We start from the raw sequence: 25,352 nt of genomic DNA, 5'->3' as shown, positions 1-25,352 counted from the left end.
TTATTTAAATGAATTAAAAATTGATGTAATATCATGAATATTTTCTTTAAAAAGGGCTACTAACTTTGGATCAAAATGTTTTCCTGATTCTTTATCCAAAAAATCTAAAGAATCTTTAAAACTCCAAGCTTTTTTATAAGGTCTATTTGAAGTTAAAGCATCAAATACATCTACTACAGCAACAATTCTTCCAAAAATATTGATTTGATCCCCTTTCATCTTATTCGGATAACCAGAACCATCCCATTTTTCATGATGAGTTTTTGCAATTATAGCACCTGTTTGTAAATATTTACTTTGAGAGTCTTTTAAAAGATTATACCCTATCATAGCGTGTGTTTTCATCACTTCATACTCTTCATCATCGAGTTTTCCTGGTTTTAACAATATCCTATCTTCAATACCTACTTTTCCTAAATCATGAAAAGGTGAAGCGTAATAAATCAAATCTTGATCTTTTTCATTAAGACCATATTTTGCAGCTAATAACTTTGAATAGTGAGCAACTCTCGCAACATGTGAAGCTGTTTCAGGATCTTTATATTCTGCTGTTTTTCCTAGAATTCTTAATGTCTCGTGTTCACTATCTATTAAACTTTGGGTTGCTTCTTGCACCTCTTTTTCAAGAAGTTTTGATCGATCTTGAAGTAATAAGGTATTTTGATAATTTGATAATAGATTTGTAACTCTTGCTTGCAATAGTATTGAATTGACAGGTTTCGTTAAAAAATCGTTCACTCCAGCTGTAAAAGCATTTTTGTGTATAGCTTCATCATCACCTGCTGCTGTTATCATAACTATAGGTACAATCTTATTATTATTTCTGAATTCTTTAACAAATTCTATCCCATTAAGGTTTGGCATCATATAATCAATAATGATCATATCAATATCATTTTTCAACACATACATCAAAGCTTCAAGTGGCTCTAAAAAACTCGTAACTGAAAGTTTCATATCTGTGCATATAGACTCAATAAGAAATAAATTATTTTCATTATCATCTATTGATACAATTTTCATATCATCAAAATTCATCATATACCTTTTATTATATTTTTTAAAATTATATTGTATAATTTAACAACTTAAATTGAAATTTCTATAGTTTTAAAGGATTCCATAATGAATTATCCAAAAAAAAAATTTATACTATTAAGTATACTACTTTCAAGCTCTTTTTTATTTGCTAAAGCGCAAGAAGAACTTCTTCTTTATATTGGAATCACTATGGTTAAACCAGTAGATGAACTTGCCAAGAATTTTGAAAAAAAACACAATTGCAAAATAAAGATTTTACAAGGCGGAAGTCAAGATCTTTATGAAAGTATAAAAATGAGTAAAGTTGGAGATATCTACTTGCCTGGGTCTATAGTTTATAGAAAAAAACACTTAGCAGAAGGTTTTTTGTTAGATGGTGCTTTTGTTGGATTTAATAGAATTGCACTTATTGTACCCAAAGGAAATCCTAAAAATATTCAACCTGACTTAAATGTTCTGACGAATCCAAATTATCGAGTTGTATTAGGGAATGAAAGTAGCGGTAGCGTGGGAAAAGCTACAAAAAAAGTTTTACAAAATTTTGGAAACTATAAGTCTGCTATGTTAAATACGCTCTATTTAGCATCAGACTCACGAAATATGACAAAAGCAATTACAGATGGAGAAGCAGATGTTATACTAAACTGGTATGCAACTACCTTTTGGGATGAAAACAAAGAAAAAGTAGAAGCATTACCTCTTTCAGAAAAATATGCTAAAAAATCTAAACTTGTTTTTAATCTTCTGAAAACCTCCAAAAATCAAACCTTAGCAAAAAAATTTATGAGTTATGCCACCTCAAAAGATGGACAACAAATATTCCAAAAATATGGTTTTTTAAATGCTGAAGATATCAAAAATTTCAATAAAGTGACTTTCTAATGTTAGGGAAAGATAGTGTTCTTAAGAGTTTATTAGCTCTTTTAGGTGTTTTTATTCTTGGATATAGTTCTATAATTGCTATTCATATAGTATTTAAAAATATTTCAGATGACTTAGGCTATGAAATAAAAAATGAAACTGCACGATACCAAATAGGTGAATATATTTTAAAAGAGATTAATGCTGTTGAAAGAAAGTATTATCAAATGGCTATGGCTTTTAATCAAAAAGCTACCATTCCTATTCAACATCAAATTAAACAAGAACTTAAGGATATAAATAAAGCAATCATCATTTTAGAAAATGGTGGCTTATTAGAAAAACATATCAAGCTGAATATTGTTGGAGTAAGTGAAACAGTTGAAAAAATAGAGTTTCAGCCTAACATCCAATCAAATTATACTTTTGAAGCTATAGATTTAAAACCAAAACTAGAAACTATAGAAAATAAACTTATTGAGATGCAAAGAATTATTCAAATCAAAAATGAAATTATGAATCACAAACACAATGATACTCATAACGACTACGAACAATATAAAGATATAGACAATAAAAGATTTGAAGTAGAGATGTTTTTTAAAACTATCCCACCTCTTTTTACAAGAATGAAAGAGAATGCAAGTAGACTTTTATATGAAAGTAAAATCAAACTTGTAAATTTAGAAAAAAATATTAAAAAAGAGAGAGAATACTACGATAAATTAGAACTTCTTGTTACATTATTTTTGATAATTTTTGTTTTTGCACTTGGGTACATCGTTATTAAACAAATTCTTAAAAAAAGTAATGAATTAAAAGATATCACAAAAAAAGCAGAACTTTCAGCAAAAGAAGCTTCAAATGCCAATGAGATAAAATCAAAATTTTTAGCTAATATGTCTCATGAGATTCGTACACCCCTAAATGCTATCATAGGATTTTCAGAAGTTTTACTCAATGCAGACTTAAAAAAAGAAAACAAGGAAAAAGCAAATATCATTTTAAAAAGTGCAAAAGCTTTGCTGAATATTATTAATGATATTTTAGATTTGTCTAAAGTAGAAAGTGGTAAATTAGATATTTTAATTGAAAATATGAATCTTAAAGAAACAGTGGAACAAATTGTAGAACTCTATGCAATAAGTGCAAATCAAAAAAACATACGATTCATCCTTAATCAAGAATCAAACCTCCCTCAATATATAAAATGTGATGAAACAAGATTAAAACAAGTTATCTCTAATATAATTAGTAATGCCATCAAATTTACTCCACCAAATGGTAAGGTTCAATTTGACATCAAACTTTTAGACTATACTGATAAAAAAGCTACTATACGATTTTCTGTAAAAGATACAGGGGTAGGAATAGCACTTCAAAATCAAAAACTAATATTTGAACCTTTTTCGCAAGCAGATAATAGTGTATCAAAGCAATATGGAGGTACAGGACTTGGGTTATCTATAAGTAATAAAATATTAAACTTATTGAATTCTCAAATACATATCATTAGTAAAGAAAATGAAGGTAGTAGATTTTATTTTGACCTTATGGTTGAGTCAAATGAAATTATCCAAAACAAAGAACAAGAATCATTACAACAAAGTACAAAATATACTTTTGCTATTTGTCAGACACACAATGACAATGAATATATTAGTCAGAATCTATTCAATATTCTCAATGAATATGGTGTAATTTATAAATCTTTTGATGATATTGTAGATGCTAGTAAAATAGATATTATTTTTTGTTTCAGTGATTCATTTCACTTTCTTGATACTATTAAAAGTATGCAAAACTCCTCAAATATCCCAGTAGTTTATGTAGGAGATACCTCTATTTTAGAAAATCATAAGAATTTCAAAGAAATTATTAACTTTTATATTGATATACCTTTATATGGGTCAAAAATATTTAATATTATTACTGAAGCTTGCCATAATGAAGAGCAAATTAAACAAGAAAAAATTCCTTCTAAAAAGAAATTTAATGCAAATGTTCTTGTAGCAGAAGATAATGCAAATAATCAAATATTGATTAAAATTCTTTTAAATCAAGTTGGAGTAGATGTTACAATTGCATCTGATGGTAAAGAGGCTTATGAGCTATATCAAAAAAATGATTTTGATCTAGTTTTTATGGATATTAATATGCCAGTTATGGATGGAATAACATCTATGAAAAATATTAAAGAATTTGATCAACTACAGAAAAAAAATAGCACACCAATAATTGCACTCACTGCAAATGCAGTTAAAGGGGATAAAGAAAAATATATCAGCTCAGGTATGAGTAATTACTTATCTAAACCAATAGATAATCAAGAACTTTTAAAAATTCTCAATACTTATTTAAACAGCGATACTAAACAAAAAAACTTAGAACAAAAAGAGGAACCACAAGAGGAAAAAATAGCCGAAAATTTAGGGGTTAGCACAGCGATTGCAACAATGTTAATCAATAAGTTTAAATTAGATATCAAAAATGATTTAGAAGAATTAAGCACTTATATAGAAAATAATGATAGAGACAATATCTCAAAAAAAGCACATTATATTAAAAACTCATGTTTAAATCTTTATTTAGATAAATCATGTAAATTACTACAAGATTTAGAAACAGGTAACCTATCACAAAAAGAAAATCAAACTAAAGTGGAAAACTTAAAAATATTATTGATAGAGGAATAGTAACTATGAAAAAAATATTTTTTATAGTTTTACTTATATCTACAGCAATTTATGCAGAGAATCTTAAAATAAATAAAGATGAAATTAAAAAATTGATAGGACAAATGATTATTGTTGGTTTTCCAAATGAAAGTGTAAACTCAAAGAGCAAAATCATTAGAGATATAAACAAATACAACTTAGCAGGAGTTATACTATTTGATAAATTTTATACAAATAGAACCAAGGTAAAAAATATTCGTTCACCAAAACAGTTACAACTACTAACTCAAAATTTACAGAATTTGTCAATGAAGAATATCATTATCTCTATAGATCAAGAAGGGGGAAAAGTACAACGACTTAAAAGTACTCAAGGTTTTCATTCAACACCGAGTGCAAAAAAGATTTCTCAAAAGACATTAGCTGTAGTTAAAAGTCATTATAAAACAATGGCTTCTATGTTATCAAAAAATGGGATAAATTGTAACTTTGCCCCTCTTGTAGATTTGAGTATAAATCAAGATAACTTTATTATCGAAGGACTTGAAAGATCATACGGCAACTCTTCTACTGAAGTTATCAGAAATGCTGAAATCTTTATAGATACATTAAAAAAACAAAATATTATTAGTGTACTCAAACATTTTCCTGGTCATGGTTCTTCGAAAAATGATTCACATAAAGGTTTTGTAGATATTTCTAATACATGGAGTCAGAAAGAACTTGAGCCTTATAAGTATTTTATCAAACATAACAAAGCTGATATGATAATGACAGCTCATGTTTTTAATAACCATCTTGATGCTAAATATCCAGCGACATTATCCTATAAAATCAATACACAACTTCTTCGTAATCAATTGGGATTTAAAGGTGTTATTATCAGTGATGATTTACAAATGAAAGCAATTTCAAAACATTATACTTTAGAGCAAACGGTTACTTTAGCTATAAATTCTGGAATAGATATTTTACTTTTTGGAAACCAATTGGATTATTATAATACTGATGAATTAATTGAGGTGATATTTAAAAATGTTCAAAATGGTTCAATTAAATTGGAGAGAATACAAGAAGCCAATCAGAGAATTAGTTTGTTACTCAACCAAAATCAATAAAATCAATTTTGATTGAGCTATTTATAGAAAAGATTAACTTTATATTTTTATAACATATCTTCCAACAGCTTTACCTGCTAACAATGCTTCATAAGCATCTGGTAAATCTTCCAATGAAATCTCATTTGTTAAAGCAGCTAAAGTATCTATTTTAAACTCATTTGCTAGTTTGTTCCAAACTGCTATTTTTTTCTCAATTTTACATTCAACAGAATCAATACCAATAAGTCTTACACCTCTTAATATAAAAGGGAACACATTTGTATTTAAAGCAAATGATGAAGTCAATCCACAACAAGTAGCTACTCCGTCATACTTAATAGCTTTTAACGCTTCTGCTAGTATATTTCCTCCAACAGTATCAACTACTCCTGCAAATCTCTCTTTCATCATCGGTTTTTTATTTTCGATATCAAAATCGTTTCGTAAAATAACCTCTTTTGCACCAAGCTCTTTTAAAAATGGTATTTTATCTTCTTTTCCACTAATAGCAACGACTTCAAATCCTAATTTACTTAAAATAGAAACAGTAATTGAACCTACTCCACCTGTTGCACCTGTAACTAAAATTTCGCCACTTTGTGGTGTAATACCATTATTTATTAATTCATTTACGCTTAATCCCGCTGTTAGACCTGCTGTTCCATAAGTCATAATCTCTTTATCTGTAATTTCTGATGGCTTTTGAACTACCCAAGTAGATGGAACTTTTACATACGATTGATGTCCCCCATCACTATTCATACCCATATCATATCCAGTTACAAGTACTTCATCACCTTTTTTAAAATCCTTACAATTGCTTTGTTCAACTATACCTGATACATCTATTCCTGTCACATGTGGAAAGTTTCTTGTAACCCCTGGATTACCAACTGAACTTAATGCATCTTTAAAGTTTAAACTAGAAAATGTTGATTTAATCAACACCTCATTTTCCTCTAAACTTGGAATACTTATCTCTTCTATCCCTGATGTGAATTTTCCATCTTCTGTTTTATTTACTACGAACGCTTTATTTGTCATTTTATAGCTCCTTAATTTTTTTATACAAGTATTTTAATGCATTATTGATATAATGTCAAGAACTAACAAAAAGTATAGGTACTTACTAAAAAGATACTACTAGGAGATTAAAATGGTAAAAGATGAACTAAAAGATAGAATAAAATGTAATATAGAAGTTGCTATGGAAGCAATAGATGGTAAATGGAAAATTCTCATCTTATGGTACTTAAGAGATGGAGAAAAAAGATTTAATGAATTACAAAAATCTATATATGGTATCACACAAAAAATGTTGATTCAAAAGTTACGAGAACTAGAAGTTGATGGGATAGTACATAGAGAGGTTTATCCAGTAGTTCCACCTAAAGTAGAATATTCTTTAACACAATATGGTGAAACATTAAAACCAATACTAAAACAGCTTTATTATTGGGGTGAAGAACATAATAAAAGAAATCTTAATAAGACATTTTAAATGTTATATAAAACAGGTAAAAGCCACGAAAAAGTAAGCCACATAATAAGAGTAAGAGGTATTCCAACTTTTAAAAAATCATTAAATGTATATCCCCCTGCACTCATTACTAAAAGATTTGTTTTGTAAGCCATAGGTGTAGCATAACTCATATTTGCTCCAAATAATACAGCAAGAACAAAAGGCTCAGCTGGTAAATTTAACTGTTGTGCTATACCAATTGCAATTGGTGTACCTATAACAGCAGCAGCATTATTTGAAACTATATTTGTCATAATTGCCATAAGAAGCATCAATCCACTTATCATCATAGTTGTAGAACTTCCATCCATCAAAGATACAAATATACCTGCTAAATACGCTGCTGCTCCTGTTTTCAGTAATGCCTGACCTAGAGCTAATGATGCTACAACTACTAATATAACTTGTACATTTAAAGCATTTGAAGCATCTTTCCAATTGAGACAATTCGTTAATAGCATCAATAATACCCCACAAGTAGCACTAATAGCAATAGGTAAAATACCCATTGCTGATACAACAACAATACCTAACATAATTAGAAAAGCAATAGGTGCTTTTTTTGAATGAATCACATCAGAAGTTGCGTCTAAAACAAGAACTTCTCTATTTTTTTTAAGTTCTTGAATATGTTCACCTTTTCCTTGTACCAATAAAACATCTCCAACTTTAAGCGTTACTTCAGAAATATCTTTTAAAATAGTTTTTACAACTCGGCCAGATTTATGTACAGCTAATCCCAAAAGATGATTTCTCTCTAAAAAGTGAGTTTTTTTAAGTTGGGTATTACTTAATCTTGATCCTTGTGAAATAATAATCTCTGCAATTTGTTGATCTTCATCAGCTTGTAAAGGATGTTCTTTATCAACTGCACCAAGAGTTGTATAAAGTGCCGCTCCTAAAATAGTTTCATAACTTTTTAGATTTTCAGGTGTATCTGCAACAACTAACATATCTTCAGCCTGAACTATCAAATTCTTTGTAGGAAAAATATACATATCACTACTACTTCTATAGAGTCGTGATATTTTCATAAGATTATCTGTTTTTTTCTGAATCTCTTCGATACTCATCCCCTCTGATATAGAATCTTTAACTATCATCAACTTTGCAGAAAAAATTCTATGTGAACTATCAGAAAATGGTGCAACTCTATTTGCAATAAAAAGTGGTACTATAAGCCATAAGTATAAAATAGCAATCACAGCAGCAATACTCACAGGAACAAAAAAATCAAACATCCCAAAGCTATCTAGACCCATATCAACAGCTACTGATACAACTAACAGATTTGTTGAAGTACCTATAGTGGTACTCATCCCCCCAATAAGTGTTGCAAATCCCATGGGCATCAGTACTTTTGATGGTAACATTTTTGCACGGATAGAAACTGTTGTTAAAATAGGTAAAAGTAAAATAACAATAGGTACATTATTTATAAATGCACTCAATATTGCTCCTAAAAGAAGAGTTATAAGAGATGTAAATTTTGGATAAGATAACCACATCCGGGAGAGTATTCTCCCTACTGGTTCTAAAGCACCTGTACGAACAAGTCCATGTCCAGCTATCATCAAAGCGCATACAGCAATAAGTGCCTCATGACCAAAACCGGAATAAAAATCCCCTGCTTCTAAAGATATATCATCATTGTTAAATGGGAAAAGTGCAAATCCAATTGTCAATGCAACTAAAATAACTAAACTAGATGTTTCAATTGGAATAGTATCTCTTGTAAATAAAAATAATGCAACTACTGTAAGAGACATAACAGCCACTGCGTGTGTATTTAAATCTACCAAAATATCCATACTTTTCCTTTCAACTATTACTTAAGTGGTAATTCTATAATAAATTTTGCACCTTCATTTGTATTGCTAACCTTAATAGTACCATTTAAACTTTCTGTTACAATCTTATAACTCATATGTAAACCCAAGCCTGTACCTTGTGTTTGGTGTTTTGTTGTAAAATAAGGCTCAAATACTTTTGTTATGATATCAGAAGGTATTCCTCCTGCATTATCTTCTATTGAGATAATAGCTGTATTTACAACTCTTTGCAAATTAATTTTTACTAAAGGGTTTTCTATTTTATTTTGAATGATCGCATCTTTTGCATTATTTAAAATATTTATAACTGCTTCAGAAAGCTCTCCAACAGCTAAATCCATCTCTATATTTTCTTCTTCGTGAAGATTTGTTTCAAGTGCAATATAATGGTTTTTAAAAGTAGCTTCAACTATATTGATAGCAATTTGTATTCTTTCATGTAACAATACTCGCTGGATCTCTTTATTTGATTTAATATAATCACTAAAAGTATTAATAGTAGTAGAAAGATACTGTGCATGTTCATTGATAGTATTAAGCGTTTTTTCTAATTTTTCATCACTAATTTCATGAAATTGTTTTTCAACTAATAAACCTGTTGAAGCAGTAGAGATAACACTAAGAGGTTGTCTCCATTGATGTGCTATATTTGCCAACATCTCACCCATGGAAGCTATTTTTGATTGATTTAACAATAATTGTTGTTGTTCTAATTGTTCTTTTGTTTTGTTTTTTAAACTTAATTGTGCTTTTTGTAACTCCAAAAGTGCGCTTTTTGTTTTATCTTTTTCTATTGTAATTTTTCTATTCCACCATAAAATCCAAATAATAATTAAAAAACCAAGCGCTACAATTTTCCATAGTAAATCATAATTTGTTTTCTCTATTGTTTGTAAAGAGAACCATTTTTGCTGTATATTTGTATGTTCTACTGGTTTAATTTTTTTAAAACCTTTTGTTAAAATAGAAGCTAATTCTGGCCATTTTTTTGGAGCTATGAAGCTATACTGAATATTTTCGTATGGAGTTGGTGCAGATATTTTGATATTGTCTAGTCCTCCAAATGTACTTAAATAATTTGCAACAGCAAGATTTCCAATATAAACTAAATCTTTATTTGTATTTACTAATCGTAAAGCCTCTTCGGTATCAGTAACATTATGAATATTTACAAACGGATAATCCTTTTTTAGCCATTTGTTTATAGCAAAACCTTTTTCTAACGCTACAGTTCTATTTGTAAGATCATTCATTGAGGTTAAATATTTTCCAGATTTATTAATAATGATCATAAGTGGATATGATAAAAATTCACCTCCGAAAGAAAAGTCATTTTCTATATCTTTATTTTTAACAGCATATAATAAACTATCAAATCTTTTTTGCGTTGTGCTGATAGTTTCATATGCACTATTTACATCAGAGTTGTCAAATATAAACTCAACATCAAGTCCCATATTTGTAGCACTCTTTTTAACATATTCAACTACAATTCCACTAGCTTTTCCATTATCATCAAATTCAAAAGGGGGTCTGTTTGTCCGTACTCGGAAACGAATTTTAGGGTGTTTTTTTAAAAAGAGTTTTTCCTTATTTGTTAAAGATAATGGGTCAATTTCTTTTTCAAAAGGTGTTCTAAACCAACTATTCAGAAGAGTATTTCGTTCTTCTCGTGAGATGCTTTCTAATCCTCTTTGCAAAATAGTATTTAAAATAGGTTTCTCTAAAATCGAAAAAAAATGTACAGAGATTGAACTAAGATCATTTTGACTAATAGATTTTAGTCCTAATACTAAGTTTTCTCTAATATAATTTTCAACAACAAGATGATAATCAATAATCGCATCAACTTTTTGAGTAGATAATAACCTCATTGATTCATCCAGATTTGCCGTTTCAATTATATTAATATTTGGGTATCGTTCTTTGATTTTATCAATTGTTGCATAACTTTTTACTATAGCTACTTTTCGGTTTTGTAAATCCTTAAACGATTTTATATGTTTTTTCTCTTTTTGAGTATATCCATATTCTCGAACTTTATAAAACTCTGTCGTAAAGTTTCCAAAATCTTCACGAGATTTTTTATAAAAAGTTGCTGGTAATATATCTATTTTTTTCTCTTTAAATTTTTGTAATAGGTCTGCCCAACTTCCTTCCACATATTTTACTTTTAAACCTGTATTTTTTAATACTATTTTAAATATATCTGCATACAGTCCCTCTATATCTTGAGTAACTTCATCAAAATATATATAAGGTTTAGTGTTCTCTATACCAACTATAACTTCATTTTTTTCTATCCATGCTCTCTCATCTTGAGAAAACTTAACTATATTATTATTGGTATAAGATGAACCCAAAATCCATTCATTTCGTAGTTCAGTCATTTTTGCATACGAGATAGAATCCAAGGCTTTATTTATAATTGAAGATAAAACTTTTTTCTTTTTTGCTATTCCAAAACGAAGATCTTCACTCTTTACTTCTGGGTGTTTAAAATATCCTGATAATTTGATATCTTGTAGCATTAAAGAATCTATTCTTAAAAGACTTAATGCATTACTTAAAACAACATCAACTTTATCATTTGTTAGGTATAAAAATCTTTCATCAGAAGAATCGATAAGTACAAGTTCGATCTCATCCATTTTTTGCAATACATTTAATAAATAAGAATCTTTTACGATACCTACTCGTTTCCCTTTTAAAGAATCTAAATCTAAATGATTTGATGAGCTTTTTTTGGTAAATATTCCAATAGGAATTTCATAGTATGGATTTGTATAGTTTGTAAATGATAGTCTGTCTTTACGATATGACAATTCACTGATCATATCAAGTTCGCCTATTTTAAACTTAGTATATACTTCAGGCCAAGTCCCACCAACTTTTCTAAACTGTATACCTGTTTTTTCTGAAATTATTTCAAGTAAATCTTGACTTAATCCAACTTTAACATTATTTTTTATGAAACTAAATGGACTATAACTATCAATTGAACCTATAGAAACAATAGGATTTGTTTTTAAATACTCTTTTTCTTCTTTTGTTAAGTTCAAGCTAGAAGCGTAAAAAAATTGAATCAACAACACACTTAACAATAAAATATATCTCAATGTAACACCTTATAAAATAATCTTATTTTACTACAATAAACTTGTATGAAAATTAGAAAGAAAATTATTTCCTTTACTTTTTTATTAAAAAATTCAGACTAAAACATATCTGACTCTAAGTTCATAGGGACTTTTTTATTATCATTTTATAAATTATATGATAATATATAATTATAAGAATTATGAAAGGTATCTATGGCGGAACATACAAATTGTGAAAATTTTAAAGAGATAATAAATAAGAAAGAGATCTCTATTTTAATAGTAGAAGATTCTTCCGCCATAAATAAAATACTTCAAAAGAAATTTAAAGAAGATGGATTTAAATATTTTACCACTACGACACTTCAAGAAGCAAAAGAGATACTACATAATGAAACAATTCATTATGTTATGCTAGATATAAATCTTCCAGATGGAAATGGCTATGAAATAATCAAAGAGCAAGAGATGACAAATACGAAAATCTTTGTTCTAACAACTGAAAATGACAGCCAATTTAGAGAGAGTACTTTTCAAAAAGGTGTAATTGATTTTATTTTAAAAGATAAAGATTTTTTTCATAAAATTCATGATTTGGATAAAACAATTATAAATTTAGAAAAAAATAAATTTAAAAATATTTTAGTTTTAGATGACTCTATTGTAATTCAAACACAAATTAAAGAACTTTTAGAAAATCGTAAATATGGAGTCTTTACAGCATCAACTCCAGATGAAGCACTCTCTATTGTATTAGATAATAATATCCACTTAATCCTTTTAGATTTAGAACTTAAAGAGAGTTCAGGTCTAGATTTTTTACAAAAAAATAAAAAACTCCTTATTGTAGAAAGAAAAATTCCAGTTATGATTCTATCAGGTAAAATTAGCCCAAGCGCTATGCGAGATGGATACAAAGCTGGGGCGGTAGACTTTTTATCAAAACCTTATATAATTGAAGAGCTAATACTCAAAGTTGATTTATGGATAGAATATAATCGTAGAGAATACGAACTTGAATGTAATCAAATGCTTTTATCTCAATATAAAGAAACTGTTGATAGAAGTTCTATAGTATCTAAAAGTAATAAAAAAGGTCAGATAACTTATATAAATGAAGCATTTATTCACATATCTGGTTACTCTCAAAGTGAATTATTGGGTCAAAATCACAATATTGTACGACATCCTGATATGCCAAAAGAGATATTTCAAGAGCTTTGGAACACAATAAGTATTCAAAAAAAACCGTGGACAGGTCAAGTTAAAAATAGAAAAAAAGATGGAACCTTTTATTGGGTTGATACAATTATAAATCCGATACTTGATTTAGATGGTAATATCATTGAATTTATTGCGATAAGAAAAGATATCACAGAACACAAACTCATTGAAGAGCATTTTAAAAATGAATTAAGTATCAAAGATATAAATTTTCAGCAAGTTTTAAAACTATCAAAACAATATGAATTGGCTATAAATGAAAGTAATATTCTTTCAAGAGCAAACTTACAAGGTACGATCACTTATGTAAATGAAAAATTTTGTGAAATTAGTGGATATACAAAAGAGGAAGCTATAGGGAGAAATCATAGCCTTCTAAGGCATCCTGATACCCCTGATTCTGTTTTCCAAGAGTTGTGGGACACTATAAAAATGGGAAACCCATGGAAAGGGATTATTAAAAACAAATCAAAAAACAATAGTTCATACTGGGTGGATACAACAATAGTACCAATAATAGATAATAACGACAAAATAACAGAATATATGGCTATAAGACATGACTTAACCAAGTTATTTGACTTGCACAAAGAGATAGAAGATACTCAAGCAGAGGTTATATATAAAATGGGTGAAATTGGTGAGACAAGATCCAAAGAAACAGGAAACCATGTCAAAAGAGTTGCAGAATATTCACGGCTACTAGCTTTACTATACGGATTGGATAAAAATGAAGCAAATACTCTTTTTACAGCAAGTCCTATGCATGATATTGGTAAAGTTGGAATATCAGACGATATCTTGAAAAAGCCAGGAAAACTTACTGATGAAGAGTTTGAGATTATGAAAACTCATTCAGAAATTGGATATAGCATACTAAAAGGGTCAAATAGAGAGGTCTTAAAAGCTGCTGCAATTGTATCGTATCAACATCATGAAAAGTGGAATGGTCAAGGATATCCTCAAGGATTAGAACAAGAAGAGATCCATATCTATGCAAGAATAACTGCTTTAGCAGATGTATTTGATGCATTAGGAAGTGAAAGATGTTATAAAAAAGCTTGGGGTGATGAAGAGATATTTCATCTTTTAAAAGAAGAAAGTGGTAAACATTTTGATCCTAAACTCATAGAGTTATTTTTCGATAACTTCGCTAGTTTTAATGAGATACGAAAAAAATATAAAGATGATTAATCTCTTTATATTTTGATCTCTTAATTAAAAACTAGCCCACTCATCATTATCGTTCTGAGAAGATTTTATTGTTTCTAATTTGGGTTTTGATGGAGAAGGAACTGACACATTTTCTTTATGAGGTGTATGTGTTTGTTTGGCTTCTTCTTGTGTCATTGTTTTAGCTTTTACAGTATTTTTACCTACAAACTCTTTTGCATCTGCATCACTTACAACTAGTTTTGCAATTTTATCCGTATCAACTGCCACATCATGAGTTTGTGAGGCAATCATTGCATTTTGTTGTGTTTGTTGATCTAATGAATTAACCGCATCATTGATTTGTTCGATACCTGTTAATTGTTCTTTTGATGCCATCTCTACATCTTTGATAAGTTCAATAGTTCGAGCAATATTTTCATTTAACACTGTATAACCATTAATCATTTTATCTGCTATCTTTTTACCACCATTAGCTTTTGTTGTTGCATTTTCTACTAATGATTTAATTTCATTTGCGGCTTCTGCAGATCTTGATGCAAGATTTCTAACCTCTTGTGCAACAACAGCAAACCCTTTTCCAGCTTCTCCAGCAGTTGCAGCTTCTACTGCTGCGTTTAAAGATAAAATATTTGTTTGGAATGCAATTTGGTCAATAACAGATATTGCTTCATTTATCGCATTTACCTCTTTATCAATCTCATTCATAGCATCAGTAGTTTGATTTGCTAAAGATTCCCCTTGTGAAGCAGAATCTGTTATATTTGAAGCAAAATTAGACATTTTGATTACATTTTCAGTATTGTGCGAAATATTACTTGTGATCTCCTCTAAAGCTGCCGCTGTTTCTTCTAATGCAGCTGCTGCTTCATTTGAGTTTTGATTCAATATATCCACATTTTTTAATAATACATCGGAACTATTATCAAGTGTCATACCATTTGTTTTATTTTCTACCAACATTTCCGTAATGGCATCACCCAAAGTATTTACACCTGTTGCAAGTTTTAAAAGATGCTCTTTGATACCTGTTGTTTTTACTTTATTCATATAGTTACTATGTGAATATTGTTCTAACACATCCAAAACATTATCTATATTTATCTCAATATTTACTGCCATTTGATTTAAAAGCTTAGTTAACTCTTGTAAAGCGGGATTAGAACTATGAGTATCCACTCTTCTACATAAATCACCTTGTTCAAATTCACTTAATACAGCAATTGTTTCATCTATAACTTGTCTATCTTCATCGATACTTTTTTGTGTTTTTGAAATATTTTCATTTACTACTTTTGCCATTTGACCAAATTCATCAGCAGAAGAGTCATCAAGTCTATCAACTTGTGTTGCTTCTCTATTAAGATACTGAAAAAACTGAGTCAGTCCTGTATTAAAATTTTGCAAAGAGGAAACAATAATAGAAGAGATTATAAGTGATATAAGAACAAATACAATAACAGCAATAATAGCAAGAATCAATAGAATCTGACTTAATTCTGCTTGTGCTTCATCTTTAAGTTCAATTGCACTTCTATTTATAGAATGTATCTCTTTTTCTAAGAGTTTTCCAGTTTTTACTAACGATGCAGTAAGTGATTTTGATTTGTACTCATCACTAACTGAATCATCAATATTCAAGTTTGCTAGTTTTGTAAAAGTAGATAAATATTCGTTTGTATGTGATATGATTACATCACATCTTTCTCTATTTTCTTCGACACCTAATTTTGGTTTTAATTCAGATACTTTAGCTCTTAAAACTTCAAAATCACTTTTTACTTTATTTGCAGTATTTTCATTTGCAGCTCTTAAAAACTGATATGCAGAAATTCTACCTTTGAGTAAATCTTGTACAAAAACATCTGTTTGAGAAGCTATTGAAACTCTCGTATTTACTAAATTATTGTAATGATTAAACACCACCCCTAATATAACCATTACAATAACTATTAATATGGGAAAACTTAATAGTTTATTTTTTGTTGATAAGTTTTTAAACATTTATCATCTCCTTTTATATAAAAATATTTAATTTCTTTATTCTAGCATAAGATTATTTCTTAAAAGTTTCCTTTTAGTTTATATCCAACATTATATATAGAATCAAATATATTACAATCTAATTTCACTTTTAATTTTGAAAAAATGATTCGTAGTTTATTTGGATTGTAATCATTTTGTTCATTTTCCCAAACATTATTTAAAATATCATCATTTGAAAATATCATCTTTGGATTTTCACAAAAAAGATTGAGCAATAATCTCTCTTTTTTTGTAAGTTTTATAGAATCATTTTTATTAGAAATAAGCTCTTGATTCTTTTTATTCCACTTAAATCCACCACTTAGATAAAGTATATTTTCTTTTTTCTTTTTTTTAGCTAGTTTTTCTATTGTGGCTGTAAGAATATCCTCAAACTCAAAAGTTCTAATTGGTTTGATCAAATATTTTGTAAGCTTTAACTCTATTGCATCTAGAAGTTTTTCTTTATCTGAATGTGCTGTTAGCATTATCAAAATAACTTCTTCGTTTTCTTGTCTAATTCTCTTTGCAACTTCTAGTCCATTGATTTTGGGAATATTGATATCTAAAATAATTATATCAGGATTGTGACTTTTATAACAAAACAAAGCTTCTTCACCATCTTTTGCTGAATAGACATCATGAAAAAACAATTGAAAAAACGGTATATACTGTTCCCTTAAGAAAGGGTCATCTTCAATATATAAAAGAGAAAATTTATTTGAAATCATAACGGTTCATCTTTAAAGTAAATTTTGCACCATTTTTTATATTTTCTACAAAAATATTGGCATCAAAATGTTTTTCGATAATAGATTTTGCGATATACAAACCAAGTCCAGAAGCTACTTCTTTCTTTTTTGTGGAAAAATACAAATCAAATATTTGTTCAATGTATGATTCATCTATTCCACCTGCATTGTCTGATACTTCTATATAAATAAAATCATTTGTATCATAAGAATTTATAGTTATTATAGGTTCTTGAATATTTCTAATAGTAAAACTATCTAAAGCATTTGTCATGAGTGAAAGTACGATTTGTTGAAACAATGTTATATAGCCTTTAACATAATATTTACTAGAAGAGTTTAACTCCACTTTTACATGATGTAAAGATGGTTTAGCAATACAAATACAATGCTGAATCGCTTCATCTACTAAAAACTCTTTTTCTTTACTTTCTTGTATAAAGAAATTACTAAAATCATCAATTGTTTGAGATAAATATTGCGTAATATTTTCAATATCATTAATAGTTTGCTTTACTATTTTTTCATTTAATGTCCCTTTTTTTTCTTCTAAATACAAGTGCAGTGCAATAGAATTAATTTGAGATAACGGTTGTCTCCATTGATGTGAAATCATGTTTAATAATTCACCTATAACAGTCATTTTAGATTGTTGGTATATGATCTCATTTTTTTGTCTATTTTCATTTTCAGTTTTTTCAATTGTTATTTTATAATTTCTAAAAATTTTTTTGATTTTTTTTGATAGAAAAATAAGTATAATAATTAAAACCAATGTGATACTTACTGTTATGATAATCATCTCTAAAAGATGTTTTTGTTGTGTCTTATGAAGTTGTGCTATTTTATTGTTTATTTCAGTTTCTATATAACTAGGATGAAAGCCGTAGCCAATAGCCCAATCCCATTTCTCAAAATATTTTATATATGATATTTTTTCACTTATGATGTTATTTTTACCTGATATACCCATATATGATATATATCCTCCATCATTTTTGGCTTTATGTCTAATCTTATCTATGACATTTGATCCATTTGAATCTGTAAAGATATATTTATTTTCTTCAAGTATACATTTTTTTAAATTGATCAAAAAATCACCCTCTTTGTCAATAATAAAAATATATCCATCATGATCATATTTTATTGCTTTGATAAGGGATAAAGTATATTTTTTAATCTCATCACTAGAAAAGTTATTAAACTTTTTATGATAATTATATTGTGATTGAATAATATTATGAATTTTGATAGCTTCTTTTTTAATCACTTTTTTATTTAAATCGATATAACTTTTTTTAATATCCAGTGCTTCTTTTTCTACTTGTTCATTATGATAATTTATAATAATTAAGATTATGATTAATGAAAATAAAATAAATATGATTACAGGAACTAAACTAATATTCCGTAGAAGTGCCGATTCATTGTTTTTTTGCATATAAAGAGTATATCACTAATTCGATAAATAGATGTTTACAAAATCCTACATTCAAGTCATAAGTGCAACAAGAACTATAATTTAAATTAAAAAAATAATTTTGTATATAAAATGTATTAAAAGTTAAAAAATCTAATTTTAAAAATTCTTGCTGAAATAGTGATTATAAGTTCTTTTGATTGTTTTAAATGGAGGAGCCACTCGGAGTCGAACCGAGGATCAAGGATTTGCAATCCAATGCATTAGCCACTTTGCTATGGCTCCATTTTTGAAGTGCAGAATTATAGGGAAGTTAACCTTAAAATTTAATTATGAAAACATTCAGCAAAATTAATAGTTGATTTTGTTATCCTATCATATTAAATAATAGAAGGTAAAAATAAACTATGAAAAATTTTACAAACGATATACAAAAAATTTATGATTTTATCAGTGAACAAAAAAGTGACATCAACAAACTATATGAATACTTAGAGCAAAACCAAGATGATAAACTCACTATCATAGAAGAGTTTGCAAGTGCACTAAAAGTTGAACTATCAGATGATATGAAACTTGCACTTATCACTAGGCTTGTAAATTTAAGAGATGATAGTTTAGTTCAAGTACTTAAACAATTAGACTATGATGAAAATCAAATTATCGAACTTCAAGAGCAAGCATATCAGTTCGCTAAAGATTTCTGGCTAGATATCCATGAAAAAAGAGTAGAGTTTATAGTTTCTAATAATCTTTTAACACCATTTTATCAAGAGATATTTAAAGGTGTATACAAAGTAGGTGTACAAATGTCAAAATGGCAAACATCTTGGACAAAAATGATTATCAACGGTGTAAATAAAGATTTATTAGAAAAATTTGATAACGACAACGAAAAAGTGATGGAGTTTTTAGATGCCAATAATCTTTTTGATTTAGGTCATGAGGGGTTGATTGCTGATAGAAGTTACTCTGTTCTAACAAAAGAAAACGGTGAGTATAAAAGTAGTGCTTACTTAACAGCTTTTAAACAAGAAGTAACAGATGTAGTTGATGCACTAGAAGAGTTTGTTGAAAATCTTCTCGAACATGAAGATAACATCTATAATCAAAAATGGGAATACTATCACTACTTACTTTCTATTATCGCAGCTTTTTCAGAAACAGATACAAATAAGTTAGTTTCAAAATGGGCAGAAGTAGATAAAACTTGGATGAAAATATCTACACCTATTCAAATAGGACATCCACTAGAGTACTATGAAGATCATTTTAGAAAAGCTGTAGCTTTAGAGTGGGACATCAGACTTACAAATCCACAAATCCAAAACAACAATGAAAGAGTATCAAAAATAAAAATCATGTTTAGAGATATTTTTAAAAATATCAATCAAGAACAACATCAAAAAATTTACGATTTTTCACTTAAAAGTTTAGATAAAGTGCAGTTATATTTAGGTCGCCCTGCTCTATTTTTTGGAGCAGAGTTCAATGGACTATTTTCAGCACAAGTTGTTCCAAATGACGAGATAGTTTCAAAAGAGTTTGGTAAAAAAATATTTGCTTTTAGTGATGAGATACTTCAAGCCCAAAAAGCAAAACCATTTTTACGCCTTTCAAAAGAGATTTTTGGGCAAGAGTTTTTGAGTAAAGAGAGAGCCTTTTTATTTGATGAAAACAACACTGCAAAATGGCACCAAGTATACGATATCACAACTATTGGTCATGAATTTGGTCATATTTTATGGTGTGATGATGAAACAGAAACAGTGATGAATAAAACTGCAAACTTCAAAAACATAGAAGAATTCAAAGCTACAACTGGTGGACTTGTATCATTTTTTACAGACCCTAGTGCTACTGAAAAAGAGCTAGAAGAGTTTGTGATTTCTGATACTATTAAAAGAGCAGTTGGGCTTATAGGTTGGATGGAAGTTGATGAAGTACAACCATATTATTGTGAAGGGATGATACATCTTTTCGGACTCTTTGAAACACAAGTTTTATCATGGGATATTGAGCTTAAAAAACTGAGTATAAATACGAGTGACACTACAATCGAGGCTTTGAAACAATGGTATGTAAAAACATATACTAAACTAGCAGTGCATTATCTAGAAAAAAAAGATGCATCTGATTTTTTAAGTGATTATGCTGTTAAAAAGAATAATAAATTTACATCTACAGATAATACTATTGATAATTTTATCCAGTACTATTTTAAAAGATATCAAGAGATAGGACAAGAGTTAGATACAAGTGACAAAAAAGAAAACTATATAAATGGATAAAAAAGGCTTTAGTTTAATAGAGATTATTTTTGTTATACTTATTATAGCTGTTGTAATCACAACAGCTGTTTCAAAATTTGGTGTAGCATTTGAGAAAACAAATATGACAAAGATAAAAGCAGATATTTTACAAATAAGAGCTGGGATCAATTCATATACAAATAAAATGATACTCAAAAGCCAAAATGAAACTTTAGATTCTCTTGATGATAACAATGAAAAGCTTTTCAATATTGTCTTAAATTCTCCTATCATCGCTTCATCTGAAAATACAATAGGTAACTGGAGTAAAATCTCTACAAATCAATATCAAGTTTATCTAAATACTGAAAATGCAGTTCAATTTCAGTACAACAATATTAAAAAAACTTTTGACTGCGATATAACAAACACATTGTGTAAAGAACTCAATCTCTAATGAACTTTTACGAAGTTGCACTTTTAAATACCCCTTTGGAAAATTTGACTTATCAAAGTGAAACAACTATAGATATAGGAACTTTAGTAGAGGTATCACTACAGCAACGGAAAAAACCACTAAAAGCTGTGATCATTAAAAAAGTAGAAAAACCTACTTTTAAATGTATCAATATCCAAAAAAGTACCGAAATGTTTTATGATGATAAAATGCTAGAAACAGCAAATTTCATATCAAAATATTATGTATGTAGTTTAGGTGAGGCATTAAGTGTTTATACCCCATTTTATAATGTGGTGAAAAATGATACAAAATCTGAAATGAGTTGTGATATTGAACTCTCACAAAATCAACAAAAAGCATATAACTTTTTACAAAAAAATCAAACAAGCTTACTTTTTGCAAATACAGGAAGTGGTAAAACAGAGATATATATCAAAACAATTGAAAATATATTATACCAAGATAAACAAGCACTTTTACTCCTGCCAGAGATTTCATTAAGTCCACAAATGGAACAACGACTCACAAAAGTTTTTGGTGAGAAAATAGCAATTTGGCATTCTAAAATTCAGAAGAAAAAGAAAGAGTTTATTATAGAAAACCTTTTAAATGGTACAATAAAAATTATTGCAGGTGCTAGATCTGCATTGTTTTTACCTTATGAAAAATTAGGACTGATCATTGTTGATGAAGAACATGACGAATCATACAAAGCGGACAATAAACCAAGAGTTCATGTCAAAGACTTAGCTATTTTTTTAGGTAAAAAACATGATATTCAAGTTGTTTTAGGAAGTGCAACACCTAGCTTAAGTAGCTTTTATAAGATCCCTTATTTTAGACTCAAAGAGACTTTTTTTAAATCGGAAAAAAAAATTAGCTTTTTAAATTCAACTCTTGCATTAGATAATACTATTTTAGAAAAAATAAAAAATACAATTGAACAAAACAAACAAGTGATAGTGTTTTTGCCAACTCGTGCGAATTTTAAATACCAGATATGTAAAGAGTGTGGTACCGCTGTTGAGTGTCCATTTTGTTCTGTAAGTCTGAGTTTACATAAAAATAATAATGCTTTAGAATGTCACTACTGTAACTACACCCAAGCCATACCTAAAAACTGTCCATCTTGCACAACTGGTGAAATTGAGAGTTTTCGTTTGGGAACAGCTGAAGTGTATGAACAACTACAAAATATATTTCCGAATAAAGTTGTTGAAAAATTCGATCGAGATAGTATCAAGACAAATACTGCACTTAAAAAAACACTCAAAAACTTCAATGAAAATAAGATAGATATTTTGGTTGGTACACAGATGTTATCAAAAGGACATGACTATCACAATGTAACATTAGCTGTAGTTTTAGGTATAGATTCTATTTTAAATATGACTAGTTATAAAGTTCGTGAAAAAGCACTCTCTTTACTTATTCAAATAGCGGGAAGAAGTGGAAGGAAAGGGTTTGGAGAGGTTCTTGTACAAACTAAAAATGAAGACTTTTTTCATAACTATTTAGAAGTTGCCGATTATGAAGATTTCTTAAAAGATGAATTAAAACAAAGAGTTGATTTATATCCCCCTTTTTTTCGTATGGCTAGAATTATTTTTAGTCACCAAAATGCTTCCATTGCAAAAAAAGAACTAGAGAAGTGTCTTTACTTATTTAAAAACCTACAAGGGGTTGATTTGATAGGTTTTGGAGAGAGTAATATTTTTAAAATATCAAATAGTTATAGATACGAGATGCTTTTACGATCAAGTGATATCAAGAAAATTTTAAGTGCTTTACATAGTATCAAAACCCCTATTGCATCTATTGATATGGATACTTTATACTAAATCTCTTTTTTTTACAGAAAACTAAGTGTAAATTCAATAGAATCTATCTATGAAAACATTTACACATGAATACAGTTCAAAAGAGCTTTTAGAAACTTTTATAAAAGATAATTACATTACTAATTACAATAGCGATTTATTAGTTCAAATTTTTACAAGTGTAAATAATAAAGAATATATACTTTACTTACGAGATGAATTATTATCAATACTTCCAAATGCAAAAATCATTGGAACAACAACAAATGGAGAGATTTCTATGAATGGTTCATTAACCCATTCAACAGTTATATCTATTTCTGTGTTTGAGCAAACAAAAATTGTTACAACACTTGTTTCTACTAAAACAAATAGTTTTGATAATGGAAAAGAGCTTATAGAAACTCTCGATCAACAGAAAAGTTTAAAACTGCTAGTTACTTTTACAGATGGATTAAATACAAATGGGGAAGAATACTTAAAGGGCATTGCCTCAGTAAACAATAAAATAGTTGTTTCAGGTGGGATGGCTGGTGACTACTCAAAATTTGAAAACACTTTAGTGTTTAATGAAACACAAATTACCAACAATGGCGCTGTTGCAGCTGCTTTTTATAATGAAAACTTAAATATACATACAGAATACAGTTTCAATTGGGAAACTGTAGGGAAAAAACATCGAATAGACAAATCAATAAAAAATAGAGTATACCAAATCTCAGGAAAAACGGCTGTTGATTTTTATAAACATTATTTAGGGGAAGATATTGATAAACTGTTGCCTGCTATTGGAGTAGAATTTCCTCTTGTAAGCAATATTGATGGAGTGAATATTGCTCGAGCAGCTTTGATAAAACACGATGATGGAAGTTTAAGTTTTGCAGGAAATGTTCAAGAGGGAAGCGAAGTTCAACTAGGACATGGAGATGTTCAACTTATCATCAAAAAAGGTTTAGATAATATAAAAAATATCATCAAGTCCCCAATAGAATCAATTTTTATCTATTCTTGTATGGCACGAAAAGGACTACTAAAAGAGGATATAAATTTTGAAATATTACCACTTAAAGAGATTGCTCCTATAAGTGGTTTTTTTGCATATGGTGAATTTTTTAATAATCTTGATAAAGATGAAGATCAAGCAAAACTTCTCAATCAGTCTATGACAATCTTAGCGATCTCAGAAAATACAAAAAAAATAGAAAAAATAACACCAAATATATTTAACCGAAATGACTCTAATGATTTAGCGCTACATAGAACACAAGCATTATCAACACTAATAAAAAGAACAACTAAAGAACTCGAAGATTTAAATGACAATCTTCATTTAAGAGTCAAAAAAGAGATTACTCTAAATGAAGAAAAAGATAATATGCTAAATCTTTTGCATACGCAAGCACAACTAGGAAGTATTTTGGAGATGATTTTACATCAGTGGAGACAGCCAATAAGTGCTATTACTTCAACACTTTCATCCGTTCAAGTATACAAAGAAGCTGGAATTTTAACAGATGAACTTTTAGATGAAAATATTGAAAATATTTTATCTTATACCGATCATATAAACACTACCATTGAAGACTTTAGAGATCTTTTTAAATCAAATGATAAACATAAAGATATAACGATTGATGACCTAATCAATAAATCATTAACAGTCATAAAACCTATCATTAAAGAAAATCAAGTTACAGTTAATGTTGATATTGATGAAAATCAAGCGATCTCTATCCCTGTGAGTTTAATGATGCAAGTTATTTTAAATATTCTCAAAAATGCTTTAGATGTTTTAGAATATAAAAATATCCAAAATCCAACAATTACAATAAAAGCATGTCAAATAAAAACAAATCATATTATTACAATTACAGATAATGGAGGGGGAATTCCTCAAGAAATTCTACCAAAAATATTTGATAAAAACTTTACAACCAAACAAAAAAAAGATGGTACAGGCATTGGACTTCATATGTCAAGAAGTATTATGGAAACAAAAGTTTTTGGAAAACTTGATGTTCAAAATATTGACAATGATAAAGTAACATTTACCATAACTATTCCGAACTAAGCCTTTAAACTATAAAG

General features: G+C 28.4%; 16 protein-coding genes and 1 tRNA gene. 9 read left to right on the top strand and 8 right to left on the bottom strand.

Annotation, left to right across the window (positions count from 1 at the left end; genetic code table 11):
* Positions 1-1,038 carry an HD-GYP domain-containing protein gene (locus ACMCMH_RS09560; RefSeq protein ID WP_412724976.1) on the bottom strand — a complete coding sequence of 346 codons (1,038 nt, stop codon included), beginning with the start codon at positions 1,036-1,038 and terminating at the stop codon, positions 1-3.
* 87 nt (positions 1,039-1,125) lie between these two features.
* Between ACMCMH_RS09560 and modA the strand changes: the two genes are divergently transcribed.
* The 3 genes from modA to ACMCMH_RS09545 are packed head-to-tail and all read left to right on the top strand — an operon-like array spanning position 1,126 to position 5,698.
* Complete coding sequence (gene modA / locus ACMCMH_RS09555; protein ID WP_412724974.1) at positions 1,126-1,923, top strand: molybdate ABC transporter substrate-binding protein; 798 nt, start codon at positions 1,126-1,128, stop codon at positions 1,921-1,923.
* Positions 1,923-4,598, top strand: a complete 2,676-nt coding sequence (locus ACMCMH_RS09550; RefSeq protein ID WP_412724971.1) for a response regulator — start codon at positions 1,923-1,925, stop codon at positions 4,596-4,598. The genes modA and ACMCMH_RS09550 overlap by 1 nt, the downstream gene beginning before the upstream one ends.
* Before the next feature lie 5 nt (positions 4,599-4,603).
* Positions 4,604-5,698: a glycoside hydrolase family 3 N-terminal domain-containing protein gene (locus ACMCMH_RS09545; protein ID WP_412724969.1), complete on the top strand. Its 1,095-nt coding sequence runs from the start codon at positions 4,604-4,606 to the stop codon at positions 5,696-5,698.
* 39 nt (positions 5,699-5,737) lie between these two features.
* On the opposite strand, the gene ACMCMH_RS09540 is transcribed toward ACMCMH_RS09545, so the two are convergent.
* Positions 5,738-6,724 (bottom strand): YhdH/YhfP family quinone oxidoreductase, encoded by a 987-nt coding sequence (locus tag ACMCMH_RS09540; RefSeq protein ID WP_412724967.1) that lies wholly within the window; start codon positions 6,722-6,724, stop codon positions 5,738-5,740.
* A gap of 112 nt (positions 6,725-6,836) precedes the next feature.
* On the opposite strand from ACMCMH_RS09540, the gene ACMCMH_RS09535 reads away from it, so the two are divergent.
* Positions 6,837-7,181 (top strand): winged helix-turn-helix transcriptional regulator, encoded by a 345-nt coding sequence (locus tag ACMCMH_RS09535; protein ID WP_412724965.1) that lies wholly within the window; start codon positions 6,837-6,839, stop codon positions 7,179-7,181.
* Here the strand turns inward: ACMCMH_RS09535 and ACMCMH_RS09530 are convergent.
* Together ACMCMH_RS09530 and ACMCMH_RS09525 are read right to left on the bottom strand one after the other, a co-directional pair.
* Positions 7,178-9,013, bottom strand: a complete 1,836-nt coding sequence (locus ACMCMH_RS09530) for an SLC13 family permease (RefSeq protein ID WP_412724963.1) — start codon at positions 9,011-9,013, stop codon at positions 7,178-7,180. The two genes, ACMCMH_RS09535 and ACMCMH_RS09530, sit on opposite strands and share 4 nt — an antisense overlap.
* Positions 9,014-9,030: 17 nt before the next feature.
* The gene (locus tag ACMCMH_RS09525; protein WP_412724961.1) at positions 9,031-12,153 is read right to left on the bottom strand and encodes a transporter substrate-binding domain-containing protein; all 3,123 of its coding nucleotides are present in this window, start codon (positions 12,151-12,153) and stop codon (positions 9,031-9,033) included.
* A gap of 195 nt (positions 12,154-12,348) precedes the next feature.
* Between ACMCMH_RS09525 and ACMCMH_RS09520 the strand changes: the two genes are divergently transcribed.
* Positions 12,349-14,553, top strand: coding sequence for a PAS domain S-box protein (locus tag ACMCMH_RS09520; RefSeq protein ID WP_412724959.1), 2,205 nt, complete (start codon positions 12,349-12,351; stop codon positions 14,551-14,553).
* 24 nt (positions 14,554-14,577) lie between these two features.
* Here ACMCMH_RS09520 and ACMCMH_RS09515 read toward each other — a convergent pair whose 3' ends face one another.
* From ACMCMH_RS09515 to ACMCMH_RS09500, 4 genes are all read right to left on the bottom strand, one after another.
* Positions 14,578-16,536 (bottom strand): methyl-accepting chemotaxis protein, encoded by a 1,959-nt coding sequence (locus tag ACMCMH_RS09515; protein ID WP_412724957.1) that lies wholly within the window; start codon positions 16,534-16,536, stop codon positions 14,578-14,580.
* A gap of 59 nt (positions 16,537-16,595) precedes the next feature.
* Complete coding sequence (locus ACMCMH_RS09510; protein WP_412724955.1) at positions 16,596-17,288, bottom strand: response regulator transcription factor; 693 nt, start codon at positions 17,286-17,288, stop codon at positions 16,596-16,598.
* On the bottom strand, positions 17,275-18,753 hold the full coding sequence (locus ACMCMH_RS09505) for a cache domain-containing protein (protein WP_412724953.1): 1,479 nt from the start codon (positions 18,751-18,753) through the stop codon (positions 17,275-17,277). The genes ACMCMH_RS09510 and ACMCMH_RS09505 overlap by 14 nt, the downstream gene beginning before the upstream one ends.
* 189 nt (positions 18,754-18,942) lie before the next feature.
* Positions 18,943-19,017 (bottom strand) — tRNA-Cys (locus ACMCMH_RS09500).
* Positions 19,018-19,139: 122 nt separating this feature from the next.
* Here ACMCMH_RS09500 and ciaB point away from each other — a divergent pair.
* The 4 genes from ciaB to ACMCMH_RS09480 are packed head-to-tail and all read left to right on the top strand — an operon-like array spanning position 19,140 to position 25,335.
* Positions 19,140-21,023 (top strand): invasion protein CiaB, encoded by a 1,884-nt coding sequence (gene ciaB / locus ACMCMH_RS09495; RefSeq protein ID WP_412724951.1) that lies wholly within the window; start codon positions 19,140-19,142, stop codon positions 21,021-21,023.
* Positions 21,016-21,441, top strand: coding sequence for a prepilin-type N-terminal cleavage/methylation domain-containing protein (locus ACMCMH_RS09490; RefSeq protein ID WP_412724949.1), 426 nt, complete (start codon positions 21,016-21,018; stop codon positions 21,439-21,441). The genes ciaB and ACMCMH_RS09490 overlap by 8 nt, the downstream gene beginning before the upstream one ends.
* A complete protein-coding gene (locus tag ACMCMH_RS09485) occupies positions 21,441-23,285 on the top strand; it encodes a primosomal protein N' (RefSeq protein ID WP_412724947.1) in 1,845 nt (614 codons plus the stop codon). Before ACMCMH_RS09490 ends, ACMCMH_RS09485 begins: the two co-directional genes overlap by 1 nt.
* Before the next feature lie 49 nt (positions 23,286-23,334).
* The gene (locus ACMCMH_RS09480) at positions 23,335-25,335 is read left to right on the top strand and encodes an FIST N-terminal domain-containing protein (protein ID WP_412724945.1); all 2,001 of its coding nucleotides are present in this window, start codon (positions 23,335-23,337) and stop codon (positions 25,333-25,335) included.
* Positions 25,336-25,352 lie beyond the last annotated feature (17 nt).

Origin of the sequence: Arcobacter sp. 15-2, from assembly GCF_047159865.1 — a bacterium.
Taxonomy (GTDB): Bacteria; Campylobacterota; Campylobacteria; order Campylobacterales; family Arcobacteraceae; genus JAIOSF01.
This window is presented reverse-complemented; position numbering and strand designations above follow the sequence as displayed.